At 55.4% G+C, this 19,596-nt stretch carries 16 protein-coding genes and 1 tRNA gene; 10 read left to right on the top strand and 7 right to left on the bottom strand.

Going from position 1 to position 19,596, the window contains the following annotated elements; translation table 11 throughout:
• Nucleotides 1-8: 8 nt before the first annotated feature.
• Together PI739_RS04600 and PI739_RS04595 are read left to right on the top strand one after the other, a co-directional pair.
• Nucleotides 9-533: a CsiV family protein gene (locus tag PI739_RS04600; RefSeq protein ID WP_003436629.1), complete on the top strand. Its 525-nt coding sequence runs from the start codon at nt 9-11 to the stop codon at nt 531-533.
• Between the two features lie 75 nt (nt 534-608).
• Complete coding sequence (locus PI739_RS04595) at nt 609-3,353, top strand: DEAD/DEAH box helicase (RefSeq protein WP_003371603.1); 2,745 nt, start codon at nt 609-611, stop codon at nt 3,351-3,353.
• 13 nt (nt 3,354-3,366) lie between these two features.
• Here the strand turns inward: PI739_RS04595 and PI739_RS04590 are convergent, their stop codons facing one another.
• Nucleotides 3,367-3,933 carry a cysteine hydrolase family protein gene (locus tag PI739_RS04590; protein ID WP_271351513.1) on the bottom strand — a complete coding sequence of 189 codons (567 nt, stop codon included), beginning with the start codon at nt 3,931-3,933 and terminating at the stop codon, nt 3,367-3,369.
• Between the two features lie 113 nt (nt 3,934-4,046).
• On the opposite strand from PI739_RS04590, the gene PI739_RS04585 reads away from it, so the two are divergent.
• The 5 genes from PI739_RS04585 to PI739_RS04565 all read left to right on the top strand — a co-directional run bounded on the left by PI739_RS04585 (nt 4,047) and on the right by PI739_RS04565 (nt 8,699).
• Nucleotides 4,047-4,796, top strand: coding sequence for a 3-oxoacyl-ACP reductase family protein (locus PI739_RS04585; RefSeq protein WP_003371598.1), 750 nt, complete (start codon nt 4,047-4,049; stop codon nt 4,794-4,796).
• Nucleotides 4,797-4,974: 178 nt separating this feature from the next.
• Nucleotides 4,975-5,064: transfer RNA gene (locus tag PI739_RS04580), tRNA-Ser, on the top strand.
• Nucleotides 5,065-5,347: 283 nt separating this feature from the next.
• Nucleotides 5,348-6,274 carry a ribokinase gene (gene rbsK, locus PI739_RS04575; protein ID WP_054081128.1) on the top strand — a complete coding sequence of 309 codons (927 nt, stop codon included), beginning with the start codon at nt 5,348-5,350 and terminating at the stop codon, nt 6,272-6,274.
• 29 nt (nt 6,275-6,303) lie between these two features.
• Nucleotides 6,304-7,635, top strand: coding sequence for an L-fucose:H+ symporter permease (gene fucP / locus PI739_RS04570; protein ID WP_054081129.1), 1,332 nt, complete (start codon nt 6,304-6,306; stop codon nt 7,633-7,635).
• Entirely contained in the window at nt 7,632-8,699 is a 1,068-nt protein-coding gene (locus PI739_RS04565) for an aldose 1-epimerase family protein (protein ID WP_003371589.1), read from the top strand. The genes fucP and PI739_RS04565 overlap by 4 nt, the downstream gene beginning before the upstream one ends.
• 5 nt (nt 8,700-8,704) lie before the next feature.
• Here the strand turns inward: PI739_RS04565 and deoR are convergent, their stop codons facing one another.
• Entirely contained in the window at nt 8,705-9,469 is a 765-nt protein-coding gene (deoR, locus tag PI739_RS04560; RefSeq protein WP_042931039.1) for a DNA-binding transcriptional repressor DeoR, read from the bottom strand.
• Between the two features lie 108 nt (nt 9,470-9,577).
• Between deoR and deoC the strand changes: the two genes are divergently transcribed.
• Entirely contained in the window at nt 9,578-10,258 is a 681-nt protein-coding gene (deoC, locus tag PI739_RS04555) for a deoxyribose-phosphate aldolase (RefSeq protein ID WP_248671449.1), read from the top strand.
• A gap of 34 nt (nt 10,259-10,292) precedes the next feature.
• On the opposite strand, the gene PI739_RS04550 is transcribed toward deoC, so the two are convergent.
• The 3 genes from PI739_RS04550 to PI739_RS04540 all read right to left on the bottom strand — a co-directional run bounded on the left by PI739_RS04550 (nt 10,293) and on the right by PI739_RS04540 (nt 13,654).
• Entirely contained in the window at nt 10,293-10,541 is a 249-nt protein-coding gene (locus PI739_RS04550; protein WP_032698248.1) for a hypothetical protein, read from the bottom strand.
• Between the two features lie 516 nt (nt 10,542-11,057).
• Complete coding sequence (locus PI739_RS04545) at nt 11,058-11,912, bottom strand: hypothetical protein (RefSeq protein WP_271351512.1); 855 nt, start codon at nt 11,910-11,912, stop codon at nt 11,058-11,060.
• Nucleotides 11,906-13,654, bottom strand: a complete 1,749-nt coding sequence (locus tag PI739_RS04540; RefSeq protein ID WP_074808035.1) for an ATP-binding protein — start codon at nt 13,652-13,654, stop codon at nt 11,906-11,908. The genes PI739_RS04545 and PI739_RS04540 overlap by 7 nt, the downstream gene beginning before the upstream one ends.
• A gap of 539 nt (nt 13,655-14,193) precedes the next feature.
• Here PI739_RS04540 and PI739_RS04535 point away from each other — a divergent pair.
• Nucleotides 14,194-16,128, top strand: coding sequence for a hypothetical protein (locus tag PI739_RS04535; RefSeq protein WP_248672042.1), 1,935 nt, complete (start codon nt 14,194-14,196; stop codon nt 16,126-16,128).
• Between the two features lie 501 nt (nt 16,129-16,629).
• Here the strand turns inward: PI739_RS04535 and PI739_RS04530 are convergent.
• Both PI739_RS04530 and PI739_RS04525 read right to left on the bottom strand, forming a co-directional pair.
• Complete coding sequence (locus PI739_RS04530; RefSeq protein WP_074808029.1) at nt 16,630-17,616, bottom strand: GTP pyrophosphokinase; 987 nt, start codon at nt 17,614-17,616, stop codon at nt 16,630-16,632.
• Between the two features lie 906 nt (nt 17,617-18,522).
• Complete coding sequence (locus tag PI739_RS04525) at nt 18,523-18,780, bottom strand: DUF1652 domain-containing protein (RefSeq protein ID WP_003436671.1); 258 nt, start codon at nt 18,778-18,780, stop codon at nt 18,523-18,525.
• A gap of 215 nt (nt 18,781-18,995) precedes the next feature.
• Here PI739_RS04525 and PI739_RS04520 point away from each other — a divergent pair, with 215 nt between their 5' ends.
• The gene (locus PI739_RS04520; protein WP_058396589.1) at nt 18,996-19,499 is read left to right on the top strand and encodes a cupin domain-containing protein; all 504 of its coding nucleotides are present in this window, start codon (nt 18,996-18,998) and stop codon (nt 19,497-19,499) included.
• Nucleotides 19,500-19,596 lie beyond the last annotated feature (97 nt).

Raw genomic sequence — 19,596 nt, 5'->3', positions numbered from 1 at the left:
ATTCACGCATGCGTCTGTTTCGTTCATTGATCCTGCTGCTGACGCTGATCGCGCCGACCGCGTTCGCCGACGGCCTGTATCAGGTCGAGATTCTGCTGTTTCGCCAGAACGGCGAGCCGGCCTCGACCCGCCAGCTTGTACCGGAAAACTGGGACAAGGGCGCACAGAAGATCGACGCGAACGATGAACGAAGCCCCGCCCTCAATGATCTGGCGAGCAAACTGCAAGGCAGTGGCAACTATGAAGTGCTGATGCAGCGCGCCTGGCAGCAGAGCATCGGCAGCGAACCGGGCAAAGTCGCCATCACCAATGGTGAAGAGCGGCTTGGGCATTTCCCGATCGAAGGTACAGTGAGTCTGGCGATGGCACGCTTCACCGATATTGGTGCACAATTCTGGGTCAACCAGCTGGACCCGCATGGCGTGGTCATCAGCAGTGAACGATTGAAGCAGACTGCCAGGGTAAAGAACGGTGAGCTGACCTATCTGGACAACGGCAACCTCGCGTTGCTGATCAAGGTTTCTCCTCTTTGATCTTTACGTACGCAAGGGACGCCCGGGCGTCCCCTTTCTTTTTGAGCATCGCTGCGGCGTAGGGCTTTTTAAAACTTGTCGTCCATTCTCGAAAAAGTCCTGGCTGCGGCCTGGACAGACCTATTCCACGAGCGAACGCTTGAGCGAGGGCGCGACTACGCCCGGCAAAAACGCATCGTGCTGGAAGACTCCAGCCCGCAGATCATCCGCACCGCCTGTCGGGGCTCGGGCCTGGAAATCTATACCCAGACACTGCTGTTCAAGGACCCCGATCGCTACAAGAATTACCTGACTTGCAAATGCACTTGCCCGGTTCGCAACGATTGCAAACATTGCGTGGCTGCCCTGCTGTTTCTGCAGGACCCGCAAAACCGTCCGTTGCTGCAGGCCGCACTGGCCTCGCACCAGCAAGAGCCGGAAAAGCCCGTCGAGCAAAAACCCAGGCTGCCGGAGCGCCTGATCGATGACCTGCAGCCACGGCCCAGGCTGATTCTGGCCAGCATCGAGTTCAGTGCCTACGAGCCGCGCAACGGGCGCATGCAGCGGCACATTCAGCACCGTGCCGCGCTGGCCTTTGCCTACGGCAAGCATTACGCGGTCGGCACCACCAACGTCAGCATTCTGGTCAGTTCGCTGGGCAGCGATCTGGTGAATCAGAAAAGCGACATCATCGAACACACCGACACCGAAACCCTGCGCATCCGTCGTCAGGGCGAACGGGAGCGGCAGTTGCGTCAGGAACTGGCCGATCTGGGCTTCAAGGTCGCCACCCGGCAAAGCAAGGCGTTGCCCGACAGCGCCGGCGACATGTACGAACTGCCCAACGACAAGGCCTGGCTGCACTTTGTCCTTGATGACCTGCCGCGACTGCGCGAGCAAGGCTGGGAAATCGACATTCAGGACGAGTTCGGTTTCGACGTCACGCCGGTGGAAGACTGGTACGCGGTCATCGACGAAGAGAACGAACGCGACTGGTTCGACCTGGAACTGGGCATCATCGTCAACGGCGAGCGCCTGAGCCTGCTGCCGATTCTGATCAACCTGATCCGCAGCCATCCCGAACTGATGAGCCCGTCGGCCGTGGCCAAGCGCGGCGACGAAGAACAATTGCTGGTGCAGCTCAACCACTTCACGCAAAGCGGCGGCAGCCCGGTACAGATCGCCCTGCCCTATGGCCGACTCAAGCCGGTACTGGCGACGCTGGGGGACTTCTACTGGCGTCAGGAGGGCAACAACGCGCTGCGCATGAGTAAAGCCGATGCGGCGCGCCTTACCCAGCTCGAAGACCTGCCGCTGACCTGGCAGGGCGGCGACCGCCTGCGTCACTTTGCCGAACGCCTGATCAACATCAAGGACGCGCCGGTCAGCCTGCCCGATGGCCTGAACGCCACGCTGCGCCCGTATCAGCTGGAAGGCCTGAGCTGGATGCAGTCGCTGCGCGAGCTGGAAGTCGGCGGTGTGCTGGCCGACGACATGGGCCTGGGCAAGACCCTGCAGACCCTCGCTCATCTGCTGATGGAAAAACAGGCCGGACGCCTCGACCGCCCGGCGCTGGCGGTCATGCCGACCAGCCTGATACCCAACTGGCTGGACGAGTCCGAGCACTTCACCCCGGATTTGAAAGTGCTGGCTCTGTACGGCGCCAATCGCCACCAGGACGCCGGCAATCTTCAGGATTACGACCTGATCCTGACCACCTACGCGCTGTTGCCACGGGACCTGGAACTGCTCGAAAAACAGCCCTTCCACGTGCTGATTCTCGATGAAGCGCAGTACATCAAGAACCCCAACAGCAAGGCCGCCCAGGCCGCACGCAACCTCAACGCCCGCCAGCGCCTGTGCCTGAGCGGTACGCCACTGGAAAACCACCTGGGCGAGCTGTGGTCGCTGTTTCACTTCCTGATGCCCGGTTGGCTGGGCAACAGCAAGGAATTCAACAGCAATTACCGCACGGCGATCGAAAAGCACGGCAATCAGGACCGCTTGCATCACCTCAATGCGCGCATCAAGCCGTTCCTGCTGCGTCGCACCAAGGAACAGGTCGCGACCGAACTGCCACCCAAGACCGAGATCATCCACTGGGTAGACCTCAACGACGCGCAGCGCGATGTGTACGAAACCGTGCGCCTGGCGATGGATAAAAAGGTCAGGGACGAAATCACCCGCAAAGGCGTGGCACGCAGCCAGATCATCATTCTCGAAGCGCTGCTCAAGCTGCGTCAGGTGTGCTGCGACCTGCGTCTGGTCAATCAGGACATGCCGGTCAACAGCAAACAGGGCACCTCGGGCAAGCTCAACAGCCTGATGGAGATGTTCGAAGAACTGCTGGCCGAAGGTCGCAAGATTCTGTTGTTCTCGCAGTTCACTTCGATGCTCAGCCTGATCGAGGAAGAGCTCAAGCAACGCGGTATCGCCTACGCCCTGCTGACCGGGTCGACTCGCGATCGCCGCACACCGATCCATGATTTCCAGAGTGGCAAGCTGCCGATCTTCCTGATCAGCCTCAAAGCAGGCGGCACCGGCCTCAACCTGACCGCCGCCGATACGGTGATCCACTACGACCCGTGGTGGAACCCGGCAGCGGAAAATCAGGCGACCGACCGCGCGTACCGTATCGGCCAGGACAAGCCGGTGTTCGTCTACAAGATGATCGCGCGCGGCACCGTGGAAGAGAAAATCCAGCGCCTGCAACGGGAAAAATCAGCGCTGGCCTCGGGTGTGCTTGACGGTCGCACCAGCGGCGACTGGAAATTGCGCGACGAAGATTTGCAGGCACTGTTCGCCCCGCTTCCCGCAGCCCCGAAGAAAACCCGCAAGTAAACCCGTCCGGCGCTTATTCGACAGCAACCTGCTGGAGAATTTGCGCCGTGGACAGGACCGTGGCGTATTCACCGTGCAGGTTGGCCAGCGACATTGCATGCACGTCCTCGGCACTGCGCGGCGTGCCGAAGAAGTCCTGTTGATCGAAGGTAAAGCAGGCATCGTGCGCGACCAGCACATCAAACCCCAGATTGCCGCCACTGCGCGCGGTGGACTCGACCGAATTGCTGGTGATCACGCCGACAATCACCACCTGCCCAATCCCGTCCGAACGTAACCACATCTCCAGAAACGATCCGCAAAACGCGTCAGGCACCTGCTTGCTCAATTCCCGCTCATCGGCGTGCGGCAAGAACGCTGGCTGGTACTCGACCCCCGACTGCTCCGGCCAGAACACTGATTGCGGCGACGTCGAGAAATGCCGGACATGAATCACCGGCCGCCCGGATTGTCGCCAGGCACTCAGCAGCGCGCCGATATTCGCCTCGGCCTGCGGATTGTTACGCCGCCCCAGCTTGGGGTGATTGATGCCCTGCTGCATGTCGATCAGGATCAGCGCGCTGTTGCCTTGAATATCCATGATGAATCAGTCCGAACTTTTGGTTCAGCAAGACTATCGCAATCAAGGTCTATTCTGGTCGCAATCGTCGATAGGCTCAGGCCTGTCCGAGACCTGCCCCCAAGGAGAACATCATGATCGAACACCTTAAACTCGCCGGCAAAGTAGCGCTCGTGCAGGGCGGCTCACGCGGTATCGGCGCGGCCATCGTCCAGCGCCTGGCCAAAGAAGGCGCTGCCGTGGCGTTTACCTACGTCAGCTCCGAGGTCAACGCTCTGGAGATTCAGGACAGCATCGTCGCCAACGGCGGCCGGGCCCTGGCCATTCGCGCAGACAGCGCCGACGAAAAAGCCATCCGCCAGGCCGTACAGACCACCGCCGAGACCCTAGGCAGGCTGGATATTCTGGTCAACAACGCCGGCATTCTGGCCATTGCGCCGCTCAATGAATTCAGCATGAAGGACTTCGACAAAACTCTGGCAATCAACGTGCGCAGCGTGTTCATCGCCAGCCAGGAAGCCGCTCGGCACATGGAAGAAGGCGGCCGCATCATCAACATCGGCAGCACCAACGCCGATCGCATGCCCTTTGCGGGCGGTGCCACGTACGCCATGAGCAAGTCGGCGCTGATCGGCCTGACCAAAGGCATGGCCCGCGACCTCGGCCCGCAGGGCATCACCGTCAACAACGTCCAGCCCGGCCCGGTGGACACCGACATGAACCCGGCGCAGGGCGAATTCGCCGAAACCCTGAAAGCACTGATGGCCCTGCCCCGCTACGGCACCAGCGAAGAAATTGCCAGCTTCGTTGCCTACCTCGCTGGGCCGGAAGCGAGCTACATCACCGGTGCCAGCCTGACCATCGATGGCGGCTTTAGCGCCTGAACTTCACGAGACGAGCGGCGCTGCGCCTCAGCGTCGCACCGCCGTCTTGGGCTTTTCAGTGGCACATAAGCGTTTATTTGCTTAAGCGCATGAAAAATCTGAAAAAAAGTTTTGCGTTAGGAAAAGGTTTCGACTACATTAGCGCGCCTCGACAGACACAACGTTGTCGTCGAGATACGGTGAGGTGTCCGAGTGGCTTAAGGAGCACGCCTGGAAAGTGTGTATACAAGAAATTGTATCGAGGGTTCGAATCCCTCCTTCACCGCCATATTTGAAATACACAAAACCCCTGAATTCTTCAACGAATTCAGGGGTTTTGTGGTTTCTGGGGTCTGAAAAAATAGCCGTGGAATCAATTACTCAGGGGCACGCCTCACGCGCGCGACAACCCTGCCTCCAATCCGGAACGGCCACAAAAACGCCCTACAGGCGTTTTGATAGCGCACGCTCATATCAAAAAATAAAGATTGAATCCTCACAGAAAATGTTATTTAAATAACATAAATAAAGCCGTCGAGGCTTCCATCGGCGCTGGTGAGGTCAAAATAACAATGAGCAAGATTGCAGTCATCGGCAGCAACATGGTCGACCTGATTACTTACATCGAACGCATGCCTGCCCAAGGCGAGACGCTCGAAGCACCGCGTTTTGCCATGGGCTGCGGCGGCAAGGGTGCCAATCAGGCCGCTGCCGCAGCGCTGTTGGGCGCGGACGTGCTGATGCTCAGCAAGGTCGGCGACGATGCTTTTGCTGATACCACCCTGGCCAATTTTCAACGGCTGGGCATTGATACACGCTTCGTCGAACGGGTGCCGGGCGTGTCGAGCGGCGTGGCGCCGATCTTCGTCCAGGAGAACTCCCATAACAGCATCCTCATCGTCAAAGGTGCCAATGCCCACCTGAGCCCGGCCGATATCGACCGGGCCGAGGCGCAGCTGCGCGATTGCGCTTTGATCGTGCTGCAACTGGAAGTCGAGCTGGCGACCGTTTACCACGCCATCGCCTTCGCTTACCGGCATGCCATCCCGGTGCTGCTCAACCCCGCCCCGGCCTTGACCGGCCTGAGCCGCGAGCACTTGGCGCAGCTGGATTTCCTGATCCCCAACGAAAGCGAGCTGGCACTGATCAGCGGCCAGCCGGTGACGTGCGCCGAGGAAGCGGCTCAGGCGGCACGCCAATTGGTCGCGCTGGGCGTACGTCACGTCATCGTCACCCTGGGCGAACAAGGGGCGCTGTACGTCGGCGCCGAAGGCGAGTGGCAGGTGCCAGGGGTCAAGGTTCAGGCGCGCGACACCACGGGTGCAGGTGACGCCTTCATTGGCTGCTTCGCCCGGCACTGGAGCCAGGACGGCAATATTCGCCAGGCCATGCACCAGGCGGTGGCCTACTCGGCCTGCTCGGTCACCGGCCTCGGCACGCAATCTTCTTACCCCGATGCGCCGACGTTTGCGCGCTTCCTCGACGCATCGGCCAACTGAAACTCACCAGCATCTCGCGGAGAACAATAATGAATAAGCCTGCGCTGCAACAAACCCCGGACGGGTTCTACCTGAACCGCACGCCGTGGTTCGCCTTCATCCTGCTCTGCAGCATCTTTGCCCTGTGGGCGGCGGCCGCGAGCATGAACGACGTGCTGATCGCGCACTTCAAGAAGGCCTTCCTGCTCAGCGACTTCCAGACCGCTTTCGTCCAGTCGGCGTTCTACCTGGGCTACTTTTTCGTCGCCATTCCGGCGGCACTGGTGGTGCGTCGCTTCAGCTACAAGACCACCATCCTCATCGGCCTGATGCTGTACCTGTTCGGCTGCGCCCTGTTCTTTCCAGCGGCGTCGACCGCCAAGTACGGCATGTTCCTGATGGCACTGTTCGTCATCGCCGCCGGCCTGTCGTTTCTCGAGACCGCGTGCAACACCTATTCGACACTGATGGGGCCGCGGGAAACCGGCACACGGCGCCTGAACATCTCGCAGACCTTCCACCCGTTCGGCGCCATGACCGGGGTGTACGTCGGCAGCTTCGTAATGTTCAAGGACACCGACGCCACCAGCGAACAGCTGGCCCAGATGAGCGCCAGTGAGGCAGCGGCGCAGCAATTGCAAATGATCCAGTCGACCCTTCTGCCGTACAAATGGATGATCGCGGTACTCATATTGATGTTCATCCTGATCGCCATCACCCGCTTCCCCGCGTGCAAGGGCAACGGCACCGTCAGGGAATCGCGTTCGAGCATCGGCCAGAGCCTCGGCCGCCTGCGTCGCAATCCACGCTTCTGCTTCGGTGTACTGGCGCAGTTTCTATACGTGGGCGCGCAGGTCGGGGTGTGGAGCTTCACCATTCGCCTGGCCATGCAAATGGGCGGCATGAACGAGCGCAGTGCCTCGTGGTTCCTGCTGACCACCTTTGCTGCCTATTTCATCGGCAAGATGATCGCCAACCTGCTGATGCGCAAAATGCATCCGGCCAAAGTTCTCGCGGTGTATGGCGTGCTGTGCATCGCGCTGCTGGCCTACACCATCCTGGTGCCGAATATCACTGCGGTGTATGCCGCCGTAGGGGTCAGTGTGTTTCTCGGGCCTTGCTGGCCGACCATCTATGGTCTGACCATTGACGGTCTCGGCGAGGACACCGGTGTCGGCGGCTCGTTGCTGGTGATGAGCATCGTTGGCGGTGGCGTGATGCCGATCTTCCAGGGCCTGCTCAGCGATGCCAATGGCGGCAACATGCAGATTGCCTACAGCGTGCCACTGCTGTGCTTCGTGGCTATCGTGATGTACGCAGTGTACTGCATACGTCAGCCGCAACCGGTGCTGGGTGGCTCGGCCACGGCGGTGGCGCAATGAGTGGCGAAACGTTGCGCCTGCCGCTCTACCCTCAGCTCTGGGACCAGACCAGCCGGCTGCTGCTCGAATCCGCGAATTTCAGCGTGCGTGCCTGGACCTACCCCAGCGGGGTCAAGGCGCTTTCACTGGAAAACAGCCGCGGCAAGCTGGTGATCCTGCCCTGGCAGGGGCAAATGATCTGGTCGGCCGAATTCGACGGCGTTGATTTGACCATGCTCAATATGTTCACCCAGCCGCGGCCCAGTGCCAGTGTGATCGGCACCTACGGCTGTTTCATGTTTCACAGCGGCCTGCTGCGCAACGGTTGCCCGGGGCCCGAGGATGACCATGCGCTGCACGGCGAAATGCCCTGCGCACCGATGGACGATGCCTGGCTGCAGGCAGGTGAAGACGAGCACGGCGCTTATCTGCGCCTCGGCGGCACCTGCGAATACGTGCAGGGCTTCGGCGACCATTACCGGGCCAGTCCGAGCGTGACCCTGCGCCCGGCCAGCGGGCTGTTCGAGATCGGCATGCAGGTGGTCAATATGGCCGGCAAGCCCATGGACCTGATGTACATGGCGCACATGAACTACGCCTACGTCGACGGCGCCCGCCTCACCCAGCCCTTGGGCTGCGAGCGCACACGGGTGCGTGCCAGCGTGCCGGCCCATGTGCGGCCGACGCCGACCTGGAGCGCCTATATAGCAGAACTGAGCGAGGACTCGACCCGCCTCAAGGTGCTCGACTCGCCCGCGCTGTATGACCCGGAAATCGTCTGCTTCTTCGACGACGTGCGCAGCGACGCTCAGGGGCAGGCGCACTTCTTCCTTGATCATCCCGACGGCGCGGCGTTCTACACCCGCTACAGCCCCCTGCAATTTGAACATGCCGCGCGCTGGATCCTGCATAACACCGATCAGCAGGTGGCGGCCTTCATCTTGCCGGCCACCTGTGAACCGGAGGGCTACCGCGCCGAACTCGCCAAAGGCAACGTGCGCAGCCTCGCGCCCGGTGCCAGCGCCGAGTTCAGCCTGACCACCGGTTACCTGAACGCAGCCGAACGCCGGGCGCTGCAACCGTGATGCTTCTAGATTACAAGCTGCGCCCCGCCAGCCTCGATGGCCTCGCGGTAGCTACGCGGGATTTTCTTGTCGCTGACCACGCAATGGAAATCGCTCAAGGCACCGAAGTGCGCAGTGCGTACGGCGTCGAATTTAGAGTGATCGGCCAGCAGCAGGCTTTGCCGGGCCTGGCGCATGACCTTCTGCTTGACCTCCACTTCGTGGAAGTTGAAGCAGGTGACACCGCAGTCCAGGCTGACCCCGGCCGCCGAGACAAAGGCCCAGGTCAGGCGCACGCCATCGAGGATGCTGGTTTCGGCATGGCTCTCGAACACCTGGTTCTTGCGGTGGAACATGCCGCCGCACAGGACGATGCTGCAGTTGGGTTTCTGTTGCAGCTTGAGCAGCACGTTGAGCGAGTTGCACACCGCGGTGAACTCCAGCTCGTCGGGGATGAAATCGACCACGAAGGGGATCGTCGTGCCACAGTCGAAAAACACCGTGTCGCCAGGCCGGATGAAGGTGGCGGCCAGCTTGCCGATGCGGCGCTTCTCCTCGACATGACGGGTGTCCTGCTCGCTGACCCGGTAATCCCCCGGTTCAGGATCATCATGGGCGCGGGTGATGTAGCCGCCCAGCAGCCGTAACTGCTCGGGGTGCCGGCTGAGGTCACGGCGCAAGGTCATTTCGGACACATCGAGCAGCGCCGCCATCTCCCGCAGATGGATGGCTTTCTGATCTTGCAGGGCCTGTTGAATCTGTTTGATGCGGTCGTTTTTCTTGACGTCCATGGGCATCCCGGCAATCCGTTGGAGGTGTCGCTAGAGTAACACCAAGTGTTAATTTTTTAACTTATGGGTATCCACCCAAGTGTTTTTACTGATGACAGGAATCCCTTGATGAATTCACTCGAACCCGCTGCACTGGCCCAGACCATCGATCACACCTTGTTGGCGGCGGATGCCAGCCGAGAGCAGATTGCAACACTTTGCGCCGAAGCCCGGGAGCACGGTTTCTACTCGGTATGCGTGAACTCCGGCCAGGTGCCTTTTACCGCTCGACAACTGGCGGGCTCTGCCGTGAAGGTCTGTGCGGTGGTGGGCTTTCCGCTGGGCGCCGGGCTGAGTGCCAGCAAGGCGTCGGAAGCAGCCCTGACGATCGCTGCCGGCGCTCAGGAAATCGACATGGTGCTGAACATCGGCTGGCTCAAGGACGGCCTGTTGGATGAGGTCCGCGACGATATCGCCGCAGTGCTGCAAGCCTGTGGCAAGGTGCCGCTCAAAGTGATCCTGGAAACCTGCCTGCTCGATGAAGCGCAGAAGGTCCGCGCCTGCGAGATCTGCCGCGAGCTGGGCGTGGCATTCGTCAAGACCTCCACCGGCTTCAGCCGCAGTGGCGCAACGCTCGAGGATGTGGCGCTGATGCGCCGTGTGGTAGGGCCTGACATCGGCGTCAAGGCGTCTGGCGGGGTGCGTGACGTAGCCACGGCCAGAGCGATGATTGAAGCCGGCGCAACACGCCTGGGGACCAGTTCCGGGATTGCGATCGTGACAGGCGCAGGCACCGGGGCAGGCTATTGAGTCTGCGGGCTTTGAACATCAAAGCCCGCTGCACTTAGCTCAGATCGATCACACCGGTCATGGCCGTGAAATGGCTTTGCTTGTGCTGAACCTTGTCGAGAACCTCCGCAGGGGTCGACTCGCGAAAGACCACCATGTGCCCAACGTCCTTGCCGCCTTCGGTCACGCGTTCGATATCGTTGATCATCCAGGTGGTCAGCTCTTCGGCCGTAATGCCCAGTTCGGCCGCTACTCGCTGGTGAAGGCGCTCGGCGTCGTATTGATTGAGTTGATCGCTGTTCATGGGGCTGGCTCCTTAAGGGGGGTTAAATTCAGGCCTCGGGAGGGCTTCACAGTTCAGTCGGGTTTGAACGGGCTGGGAATGAGCTATCATTTCGGCTTTGCACCAGGCTCCTGACACTCCGGGTATTTGCATATTTATCTTGCGCGGGGAGGCTTAAGGGAAGCTGTAAAACGAGAAAGCAATCAGCCGGAAGGCCATCACTATCAGACGCGGACGGATCGTGTACGGATTGGTAATCTGTGGCATCAACGACACGGAATCGACGATTCTTTCAACCTCGTCGTTAGACTAACAGCAAAAATCCAGGTAGAAAAAAGGCGCTTTGTCTTGACCGTATTTGATCAAAAAGCTGAGCAGCTATTTGGCCTGCCCTATCCATCATCAGCACCTGAGCCATTAGAGACCCAAGACATGGCCGCCTTGGGTCGGTGGCTGCCCGCTGTGATTGAGCTGCTATCGGCCAGAAGCGGTCATCGAGTGCAAAAGATTCAGGGTGATTCACCTTCCATAGAAAACCTATACTTGAGGAAGGTCCGGACTGTTTAATAAATAATCTACCAGGGCGTTGTCGCGCAGGACTCCATCATAGAAAATGTGCCCCCAAGCATTCACGGACTTCAATGCTTCCATGTCTCTGAAGTCCTCAAGCCTTGAGCAGATGTCGGACCCCTTACTTCTCATAAGTTGTATATGCCGCAAAAGACGAAGATAAGCTTCGGAAAAGTAACGGGAGTAACGCGACGGGATGCTCAACTCTCGCAAGTGTCTCTCTATCAAAAAACGGCTGGCGTCAGATAGGCCGGCCGCCGCCCTAAGGTATATTGCTTCCGGTGCATTGTATGGGCCGACAATGGTCAACTCGACAAGCTGAGTATCAATGAACGCATCAAAGTAGGGGTGCAAAAACAATCGCTCATTGTCAGTGCTCAGCAGCTTTGTCCCTTTGGCTCCCTGACAGATATCACACATCGGGAACAGGTTCACGGGACAGACAGCAAACTCTGGGTAGGTATCTTTGGGTAGGTAGTGATCCAAAGTGTTTGGTGTTCCATCCTCTCCACATGCAGGGCAATACGTTAATGTACGCCGTCTTAGCGCATCCAGAATGGGCTTTTGAACTGACTCAGCTCCAGGTGAAAGATAGAGATTCCTGAACCTGTCTCCTACCCCTTTAGCCCTCAAGTCAGGCCAAGGCGCTATAGCCTCAGGGTTTCCATTCACAGCAACGTAAAGGCCCACGCGCGCGCGCCACTCTGCGTGGATGGAGGTGAAATAGAGTCGATTGATGCCATTTTGTCGCTCCAGCACCAGTTGATCGACAATCTCAAGTTCACTTAGATGAAAATGCGGTAAGTCCAGACGTATCACCATTTACCCTCCGCCATCGCGTGAATCTGGATCAGCATTTCTTCGTTGATATTATCCCCAAGCGCATTTATCAAAGCGTCAGCAGATCCGTAATCCAGCAACTTGACTTTTAGCCATTCCTCGAATGGTTTTGAGACTGACTTATCGCCGAAAACGTAAGAGGAGATTCGCTGAATGTCACCGCCAAAAGTTTCAAACGGCGGATGATTTATGAACACTCCGTCGGGCGTGCGCTCGTACACGTGCACACAGTGTCTTGGAAGTTCTCGGACAGTAACAAGAGAATGCGTCGCGAGCAGGGCTTTCGAGGCATAGCTGGCCAAGAGCTGTTTAAGCATACCTATGAATGCAATCTCTAGTGTCGGATGCAGGAAAAGCTCAGGCTCATCTATCACGATCAAGCTGTTGCGGCGCATTGCCCCAAGAATGTTGGCGACAATGTATGAAAAAAGTCGCTGACCGGAGCTGAGTTGTACAGGCTGGCCATCCTTTATGAATACGATGCCGGAGCGATCATGCACGTACTTTTTCATACCATCGACTCTTAACGCATGCACTTCAGTTGGAACCACAAGCAGGTAGACCTCAGGCAAGTTGGCTTCACCTTCCTGTGGCTCGACCTCAATTAAACTTGAAACCCAAGTGGGCTCTTCAAAAAACGCGTCCTCCTCGAAGTGGCCGGTCATCCCAAGGGCAATCTCATCAAATTCTATGGCGTCTTGCAGAACGTCTTTGAGTGTCTTGATCTTCGCTGACCAAGTCTTGATCGCTCCATAACGCTGGTCATCAGCCACGCATTGTATGAGTGAGTAAGCCGCATTTCGACGCGGCCAATCTCGTGAGAGCCTTATGCCGTGACGCTCCTGGCCTAACTCATCGGTAATGGGGTAGAAGGCTCTGAGGCCAAAGTACTGATATACCCCCTGGTCAGATCGCTCCCCAGGGTCATAGTGGCGATCCCCCTCACTACTCATCGGAAACAATTCGAAAGGGCTGTAAGATACTACGACAACATGATTGATATTGACCGCTTCTTGAAAGCCCACGTCCTCCTTTTCGGTCGGATTGAGTTTGAGCCAAGATCTCACCAGTTGAATTAGGGTTTGAGATTTGCCTACACCATTTGGCCCTATCAGCACATTGATGTCATGCGGTAGCGGGCTATTCGCACCGAAATTGAGCTGCAGAGGCTGTACGACGCCCTCGGTGTCTTTGAAGTTGAACACCAAGTTGCCAATGCTAATTCCGAGCTGCTGGAAGAAACGCCATCCATCCAAAAAGGCAGCTACCGAAGCCCGCTCACGCTGTAGTGAGTTGGAGAAACCTTCGCTTTGGGTCAACCTCAGGCTATCAGGGTCAGCAGCGATGTGGACCATGAAGCTGGCGTCGCACAGAACCTGAGCAACCTCAGCGGCAGTCCTCAAATCAAGATGCCCATCAATCTGTTCGTAAAAAGTGAGCGAATGGGGTGTGGAGATATAGTGCACGCCCTGTACGGGAAATTTCCCATCCCAACCGTTAGCCACAAGCTCATCGAGAAAGCTAAAGGAAACCTTTTGTTCATCAAAAAGAATTCGGATAGGGCATAGCTCGACGACCTGACCGCTAATCCGACAATACGTCGGGAAGGTCGTCTTGAAGTTGAAATCGTCCCAGCGGTCAAATAGCAATAGGATTACGTCTGCATCAGAAGCGAGCAGCGCAGTGCGTTTGGCTTTATCGGTACCAACGTAGTAAACGTCCATGTCGTTTCCAATTGAAAAGCTACCCGCCGTTTGAATGCGGTTGAATGATCAAAGGCCGCCCGGAGACCGGCCCTAGAAGGTTCGATTGTTACTGCTGCTTAACGGCCAAGCGATGGCCGGTTCCCATATATTCAAGCAAGCTGCTTACTCTACGTCCTCTTGCATAAAAAACTCCCTAAGTGTAGCTGTGGTTAGGGCATCACGAAGGGCTGCTATGGATCGTTTGCAGCACTTCAGGAAAGGCAGTAATCGGGTGTGAGAGGAAAGCTCCAGCTTAGGCCGCTTGTGCTCATCCATGCGGCCCTATCAGCATACGAACGTCGTGAAATTTTACGCAATACCTTGCACCGTCTTTTCTGGAGCAATCGCACCGAAACATTCAGGTGACCCGGATATAATAGGTCCGTTTGAGCGAATGATGAGCAATCATCCAGCTCCGAAAGCATAGCTTGAGTAGATTATTGCTATATCGCACGCCGCTTAGGTTAGCCTAAAGCTCTGGTAAGTCCGGCGCTAAATTTTTGGGAGATATGATTTTCATGAAGAAACCTCGCTGGTACCTGCCTCTCAGTGAAAATCTCAGCGCTGCGCTTTCAAGCGGGTTTTCTCTGGATGTGGTTCGTCTGTCTCGCTATGAGGTAGCTGCGATTCTCTACGTGCTCCAGCTGCCTAAGCTGCCCGTCCGCTCGCCTCTGGAGATGGAGAGAGTGTTTGCAAATCTGCTGACTCATCACTCCGATAAGCTGAGATCGGCTTTGGCCGGGGCATACAGCCTAGTCGATTTTGAAGTGGGGCTTCTCCAAGCATTGGCAGTCGAGATCAGTCTGATGGACAAAGAATCGGTTGCTCGCCGTCAGTACATTCATCCCGATGGCACCTGGAATTTCGATTATGCGAAGCAACATACAGCTTCATTAGGTGCTATCAAATATGAGCATGTTCGCGCCAGCGGTTTGGTAGTAAAGCTAAGCGATCACCAGCTTCGGTTGGTTCAGAACATTAGGGCAAATATGGAGGATTCCATCGATGCCCAAGCTCACGCGGGCACCGGGAAATCCTTTGTGCTGAATGAGATACTGGCTCTTATGCCTGAGCGTAGAATCCTATTCCTCGCCGATGTGGAAGCGAAGCTAAAACCCATACGAGCTCGATTTTCCGAGGATCACGTCTGGGCGGTAACATTCAGGTGGATGGCTACCAGACTTCTGTCGGGTGGGAACAAGGCTCTTGAGAAGAGGTTGAAGGCGATTTCGAGATTGCCACTCTCTTATTCAGCGCTCGCAGAAAAGGCAGGGATCAGCTCAATCGGTAATCGTAATGCTGCCCGTGTGGCGGCTCTTTGCTGGTCGGTTATCGCCAAGTTTTGCTTTTCAAACGATGCCCGGATCACTATCAGTCATATACCCTACGATCAGGTCCGCTGGCTCTCGACTTCGGAACAAGAAATATTAGCGGCCGTGGCAGGAAAGCTTTGGTTCAAGATGACAAGCTTTGAGGAAGAGGAAGATCCACTTCCGGTGCGTGGCTACCACCGAGTTAAACAATTGGCTTTATCAAAGCTTAATTTACCTGAATCTATCGATACAGTAATTGTTGACGAAGGCCATGACTTGAGCGAGCCAATGGTCGATATCCTCGACAGGTCGCCTCAAACTGTAATTACTTTGGGGGACCAGTTCCAAAATCTGCAAGGGCGATACATAACCCATAACGCGAGGATCCGCCATCGCGAAATGGCTATCTCGTTACGAGCAGGCCCAGCATTGGCCGACTATATAAACCCACTTTTAGCTGATTTCCCAGACGCAAGCGCACTACCGTTTGTAGCTGATAAGGCGAAAGACACAGTGGTGGCTGACTATCGAGCGGACTCATTCCCTCCTGAACCCTCGGTAATTCTGGTGGCCGATGAATGGGGTATTTTCGACTGGTTAATTCGCAATCGTAATTCGAGCCAAGGTGCAGCGGTCATTGACTGGACCAATCAGTTCGAACCATTCCTAGAGGGATGCCTTTATTTATATATGCATGACAAGCGTCCGAGTCACGGGGCGATTGCTCGCTTCGGAAGCTGGGAACAATTGCATTCGGAAATGAAGTGGAACGACGCCTTTCTCAGGGTTGAGCAATGGCTCGAAGTTGTGGGTACCAAATTTGGTGTTTCCGGGCTTTACCAATGCGCAAAATTGGCTGAGCTCGCTGATGGAAAACCGTCACGTCCGTTGTTGGCCACAGTATTTACAGTGAAAAACTACGAGTTTCCGAGAATGGCAATTTCTGAGGACTTATACTATTTTTCTGATCTGAGAAGTAAAACCGAGCTGTCAAAAAAGCTATCATTGCTGTATACCGCTATCACAAGATCGTCTGGGAAAATCTACTTTCCGGATACGCATAATGAGAGAATTGCGACGATCTTGAGCTCTCAAAGCTTGAGAGCGAAGCCACTTAACCTTCCGCACCTGAATATATAAGTAACTGCTAACGCATTGAAGTTCATAATGCGTCGGACCAATGCTTCATGTAATCCCTCATGGTTTCGTAGATATTCTATCTGACCGCTTTAGCCGACTCTGTTGAAAAGGTCGATTTCTCAGGAAACCTGACGTTGAGCTGGCCCTATCAAAGAATCTATTCACCACTGTTAAGTGGCTTTTCGGTACTTCGTTGACCGTTGCTGCTTTTGTCAGAGGGTTGATTTAAGGGTTTTTGCTTGAAGCAGGCGTACTATCCTGTGGGAGGATCTGGCCAGTCGGCGCAGGTTCTGTACCGCAGCCGCTAACGTGAACTCATCCCTCGTAGTCGCAAGCGATCCAGTTTCAAGATGCGCTTGAGGTGGGGTACAAGACAACATCCGCTGCCATTTCTTTGGCTCTAGAGTATTAGTCTATAAATACATTTTTTGTAAAATCACGTCCGTGTTTAAGTATGGTTTTTGCATTGCGGGATCGCTCAAATATCAGTCTAATACTCGTCTAAATTTGCGAATTCAAGACCTGTCGATATTTATCTCTAGAGGCTCTAACGTAATCAGGCAACGTGTGTTCTCTGCTGTGATAGAAATCATCGCTTGTGAGATCTAGAATTGTTCTGATCACACCTGAGAACCCCCACATCGGCAGTTCGCTGTCAGCGCAATCAGCCTCTTCAACTTCCATGCCATTCAAAATAGGAATTGCATGTTCAATATTTTCAATTAGTTCTTTGAGGGTAAAGCCTGCCTCCCGAATATCTTCGAGTAAGCTAGGTATATCCTCATCATTGTAGTTTCGTTTATTAAAGTACCTATCACGTAGAGCTAGCAAACTGTCTGAATTAAGCTCATCTAGATTACTGAAGTCTTGGTTCGATCTAGAAAAATCGTTTTTGTACTCGATTTTCATGTCTTTTATAGCATCAAATTGTTCGTCCGCTAATTCAATCAGTGCGCTAAGTCGGTTAAGCTTTCGGCGTAGCTGCGGCGGCACGTCAGATGCTCTTTTGTAAAGCAACTTATGGCTGATAGCGGACCAAGTATGCATAAGCATAGTACGGACCTGAATTTCGGCCTTCAATCCGTCGAGGCCTCTGGCGGCCGGGTGTGTCAACCACTCACTTTTTAATTTTACGACATAGTGAAATGATCTATAGCCAAATTGATTGTCGTCTAACTCATCTTGCTTATCTTCTTTGGAAACTATATCAAATTCATCGTCGATCAATTTGCAAGTTATGACAATATCGGTTTGATAGTAACAGATCACTCGAATTCCGCATAGGTCGTCGATATTTTCAATCTGTGCCTCATAGCCCTTTCTTGAGATTTTTTCGAGAAGGGAATTTTCATCCTTGATTCTGGATTCGATTGTGAATATAGGCACATTTTTTTGAGCAATCATGTCTTCCAAGGCGGCAACCAAATTACCTCTCAAACGTTCAACCTTCGGTTTTAATTCCCGATACTGTCGAATCAGTTCTGGCATGTTGCGTTCTGTCATTTTAATGCAATCCCCTGAAAGAGAAAAATATAGTTTTCCATAAATGGAACCCTAAACAATGTTGGCGCGCAATCTCTGCCATAAAGCGGTTCTTACCTACAAGGTTTGACCGCCTAGGTTAAATAGTAGCTATAATAGCAACCCAAACCAACCTTCGTTAGCAACCTCCACCGACCAGCACCTAGGAGCGTCCGATAGCGGTCGGTTGCCGCCGGCAAATTCAAGCCCAAGCGGAGACGCCTGCGACCCGACGCAATCCAGTCGATATTGCAAAGGCGATGTAGAACATATCAATCCTCGCCAACCAGCCTCCGGCGAAGAACGCCGCACAGGCCTTTTCTAAATCCATGCGGGTGAGCTTTTCGAACCTCTCCCAGCGTAGTTCACTCAATGGCAACGCCTCTGCGGCTGTACGAACTGAGGTAAAGGTGGGACATGACTTGCTGGCACCGTGATTGCGGTTCCCATCATTTTTGACGATCCATGTGCAAATGCGACTCCTGTCATCGGGCGCCGGTAGTTGTGCACAGTGTTGTGTATTCAAACCGCGAGCACCGCAGCTTTCCTTACGAGAGGGAATCAACCTCAGGCCCAACTCAAGGTTCGTTTCTCGGGAAAGCATCAAGTCATTGTCTTGGTGATGGAATCGCGAGGGTAGACGCTCCGGTATCGCACCACGCCATTGACGGCTACTTGAGAAACCCTCCGTCACCGCCATGTAGATAAACGCAAAGCCTCTGAATTCTGAGAGCAATTAAGGGCTTTATGGTTTCTGACATATCAAAAATCGGCTGTCAGACGCCGCATGAGCGAATACACACGATAAGCCTGGCAGCGATAGGACTTTCTGAAAGCAATCAAATAATCCCAATCAAAATCCGATCCCAGTCCCTACGCCATCCTCCTCATGGACAAATCCATCAACCCCATCAGATCTCTCTGTTCTCTCAGCGAAAGCACCAGCCGCGCGATGGATCGGCTGCTCTCTACCTCGGACAAGGACAAGCCCGTTACGTAGAGCTGGATATCACCTGACTCGGGGTGGAGAAGCTTCACCGAGAAGGTTTCATTCGGCGCTACAACGCACTCGCACCTGGAAGGCAGAAAAGCTGTCTCAAGAACGCGCTGAATGTCGGGTTTTGAAAACATGGTGCGTCCTCTGGTAAGGGCCAAATCGTGATTTGAAGTGTAGACGAGTTTCAGGTGAATAGGTTTCCGAGTTGCGCAACGGATGCATGCGGCGCGGCGGGCTTTTTGTGGCGGCTGCCTGGGGCTGTTTTTTCCTGATCGAGGTAACTGCCTGCAACACCTCACGCGCTCTGGTCTAAAGTACCCTCTTCTGAACTCATCGAGCGTCGACCGACATGAATGAACGCGCACGTGAACTGGCGTCTCGTCTGATTCGCAATTTCAATGAGGCTCACCTCGAACATGAAGTTCGTGAACCGCTCTATGAAAGCTCGGCAGCCCGCCTGGGCACAGGCACGGCCGCGCAAAAGCTGGGGGCCTCGATTGATGTCGTGGCGCCGGGCAAGCGCTCCTGCCCTTATCATTTTCATCATGTGCAGGAAGAGATGTTCGTGATCGTCGAGGGTGAAGGCAGTTTGCGTGTTGCGGGTGAGATGCTGCCGATCAGAACGGGTGACATCGTGTTTATCCCGGCTGGCTCCGAATATCCTCATCAGATAATCAACACCTCGCAGGCGCCGCTGAAGTACCTGTCGATCAGCACTCGGGAAACGCCGGAGGTTTGTGAATACCCGGACTCGGGGAAGTATCAGGCGATGGTTTCAGTGCAGGGAACCCGGGTGTTCACCGCCAACCAGCGGACCACGGAAAACCTCGATTACTGGGACGGCGAGCCGTGATTTGAATTGTTTGTAAATTGTATCTGGCAGTTCACGCTTTTTTCACGTTCGCGGGTTTATTGTTAACTCAATTCCCAGCAAGACCTTAAGCCCGCTA

It is taken from the genome of Pseudomonas cerasi (assembly GCF_027983475.1).
In the GTDB taxonomy this organism is placed as follows: Bacteria; Pseudomonadota; Gammaproteobacteria; order Pseudomonadales; family Pseudomonadaceae; genus Aquipseudomonas; species Aquipseudomonas cerasi.
Note: the sequence above shows the minus strand (reverse complement) of the source record. Positions and strands in the feature narration are given on the sequence as shown.

Coding starts and splice junctions, on each gene's coding strand:
- PI739_RS04525 (WP_003436671.1), bottom strand. CDS start 18,780: ATGTTTTCAAAACCCGACATTCAGCGCGTTCTTGAGACAGCTTTTCTG.
- PI739_RS04540 (WP_074808035.1), bottom strand. CDS start 13,654: ATGGACGTTTACTACGTTGGTACCGATAAAGCCAAACGCACTGCGCTG.
- PI739_RS04530 (WP_074808029.1), bottom strand. CDS start 17,616: ATGCCAGAACTGATTCGACAGTATCGGGAATTAAAACCGAAGGTTGAA.
- PI739_RS04535 (WP_248672042.1), top strand. CDS start 14,194: ATGAAGAAACCTCGCTGGTACCTGCCTCTCAGTGAAAATCTCAGCGCT.
- PI739_RS04565 (WP_003371589.1), top strand. CDS start 7,632: ATGAGTGGCGAAACGTTGCGCCTGCCGCTCTACCCTCAGCTCTGGGAC.
- PI739_RS04520 (WP_058396589.1), top strand. CDS start 18,996: ATGAATGAACGCGCACGTGAACTGGCGTCTCGTCTGATTCGCAATTTC.
- deoC (WP_248671449.1), top strand. CDS start 9,578: ATGAATTCACTCGAACCCGCTGCACTGGCCCAGACCATCGATCACACC.
- PI739_RS04600 (WP_003436629.1), top strand. CDS start 9: ATGCGTCTGTTTCGTTCATTGATCCTGCTGCTGACGCTGATCGCGCCG.
- rbsK (WP_054081128.1), top strand. CDS start 5,348: ATGAGCAAGATTGCAGTCATCGGCAGCAACATGGTCGACCTGATTACT.
- PI739_RS04585 (WP_003371598.1), top strand. CDS start 4,047: ATGATCGAACACCTTAAACTCGCCGGCAAAGTAGCGCTCGTGCAGGGC.
- fucP (WP_054081129.1), top strand. CDS start 6,304: ATGAATAAGCCTGCGCTGCAACAAACCCCGGACGGGTTCTACCTGAAC.
- deoR (WP_042931039.1), bottom strand. CDS start 9,469: ATGGACGTCAAGAAAAACGACCGCATCAAACAGATTCAACAGGCCCTG.
- PI739_RS04550 (WP_032698248.1), bottom strand. CDS start 10,541: ATGAACAGCGATCAACTCAATCAATACGACGCCGAGCGCCTTCACCAG.
- PI739_RS04545 (WP_271351512.1), bottom strand. CDS start 11,912: ATGGTGATACGTCTGGACTTACCGCATTTTCATCTAAGTGAACTTGAG.
- PI739_RS04590 (WP_271351513.1), bottom strand. CDS start 3,933: ATGGATATTCAAGGCAACAGCGCGCTGATCCTGATCGACATGCAGCAG.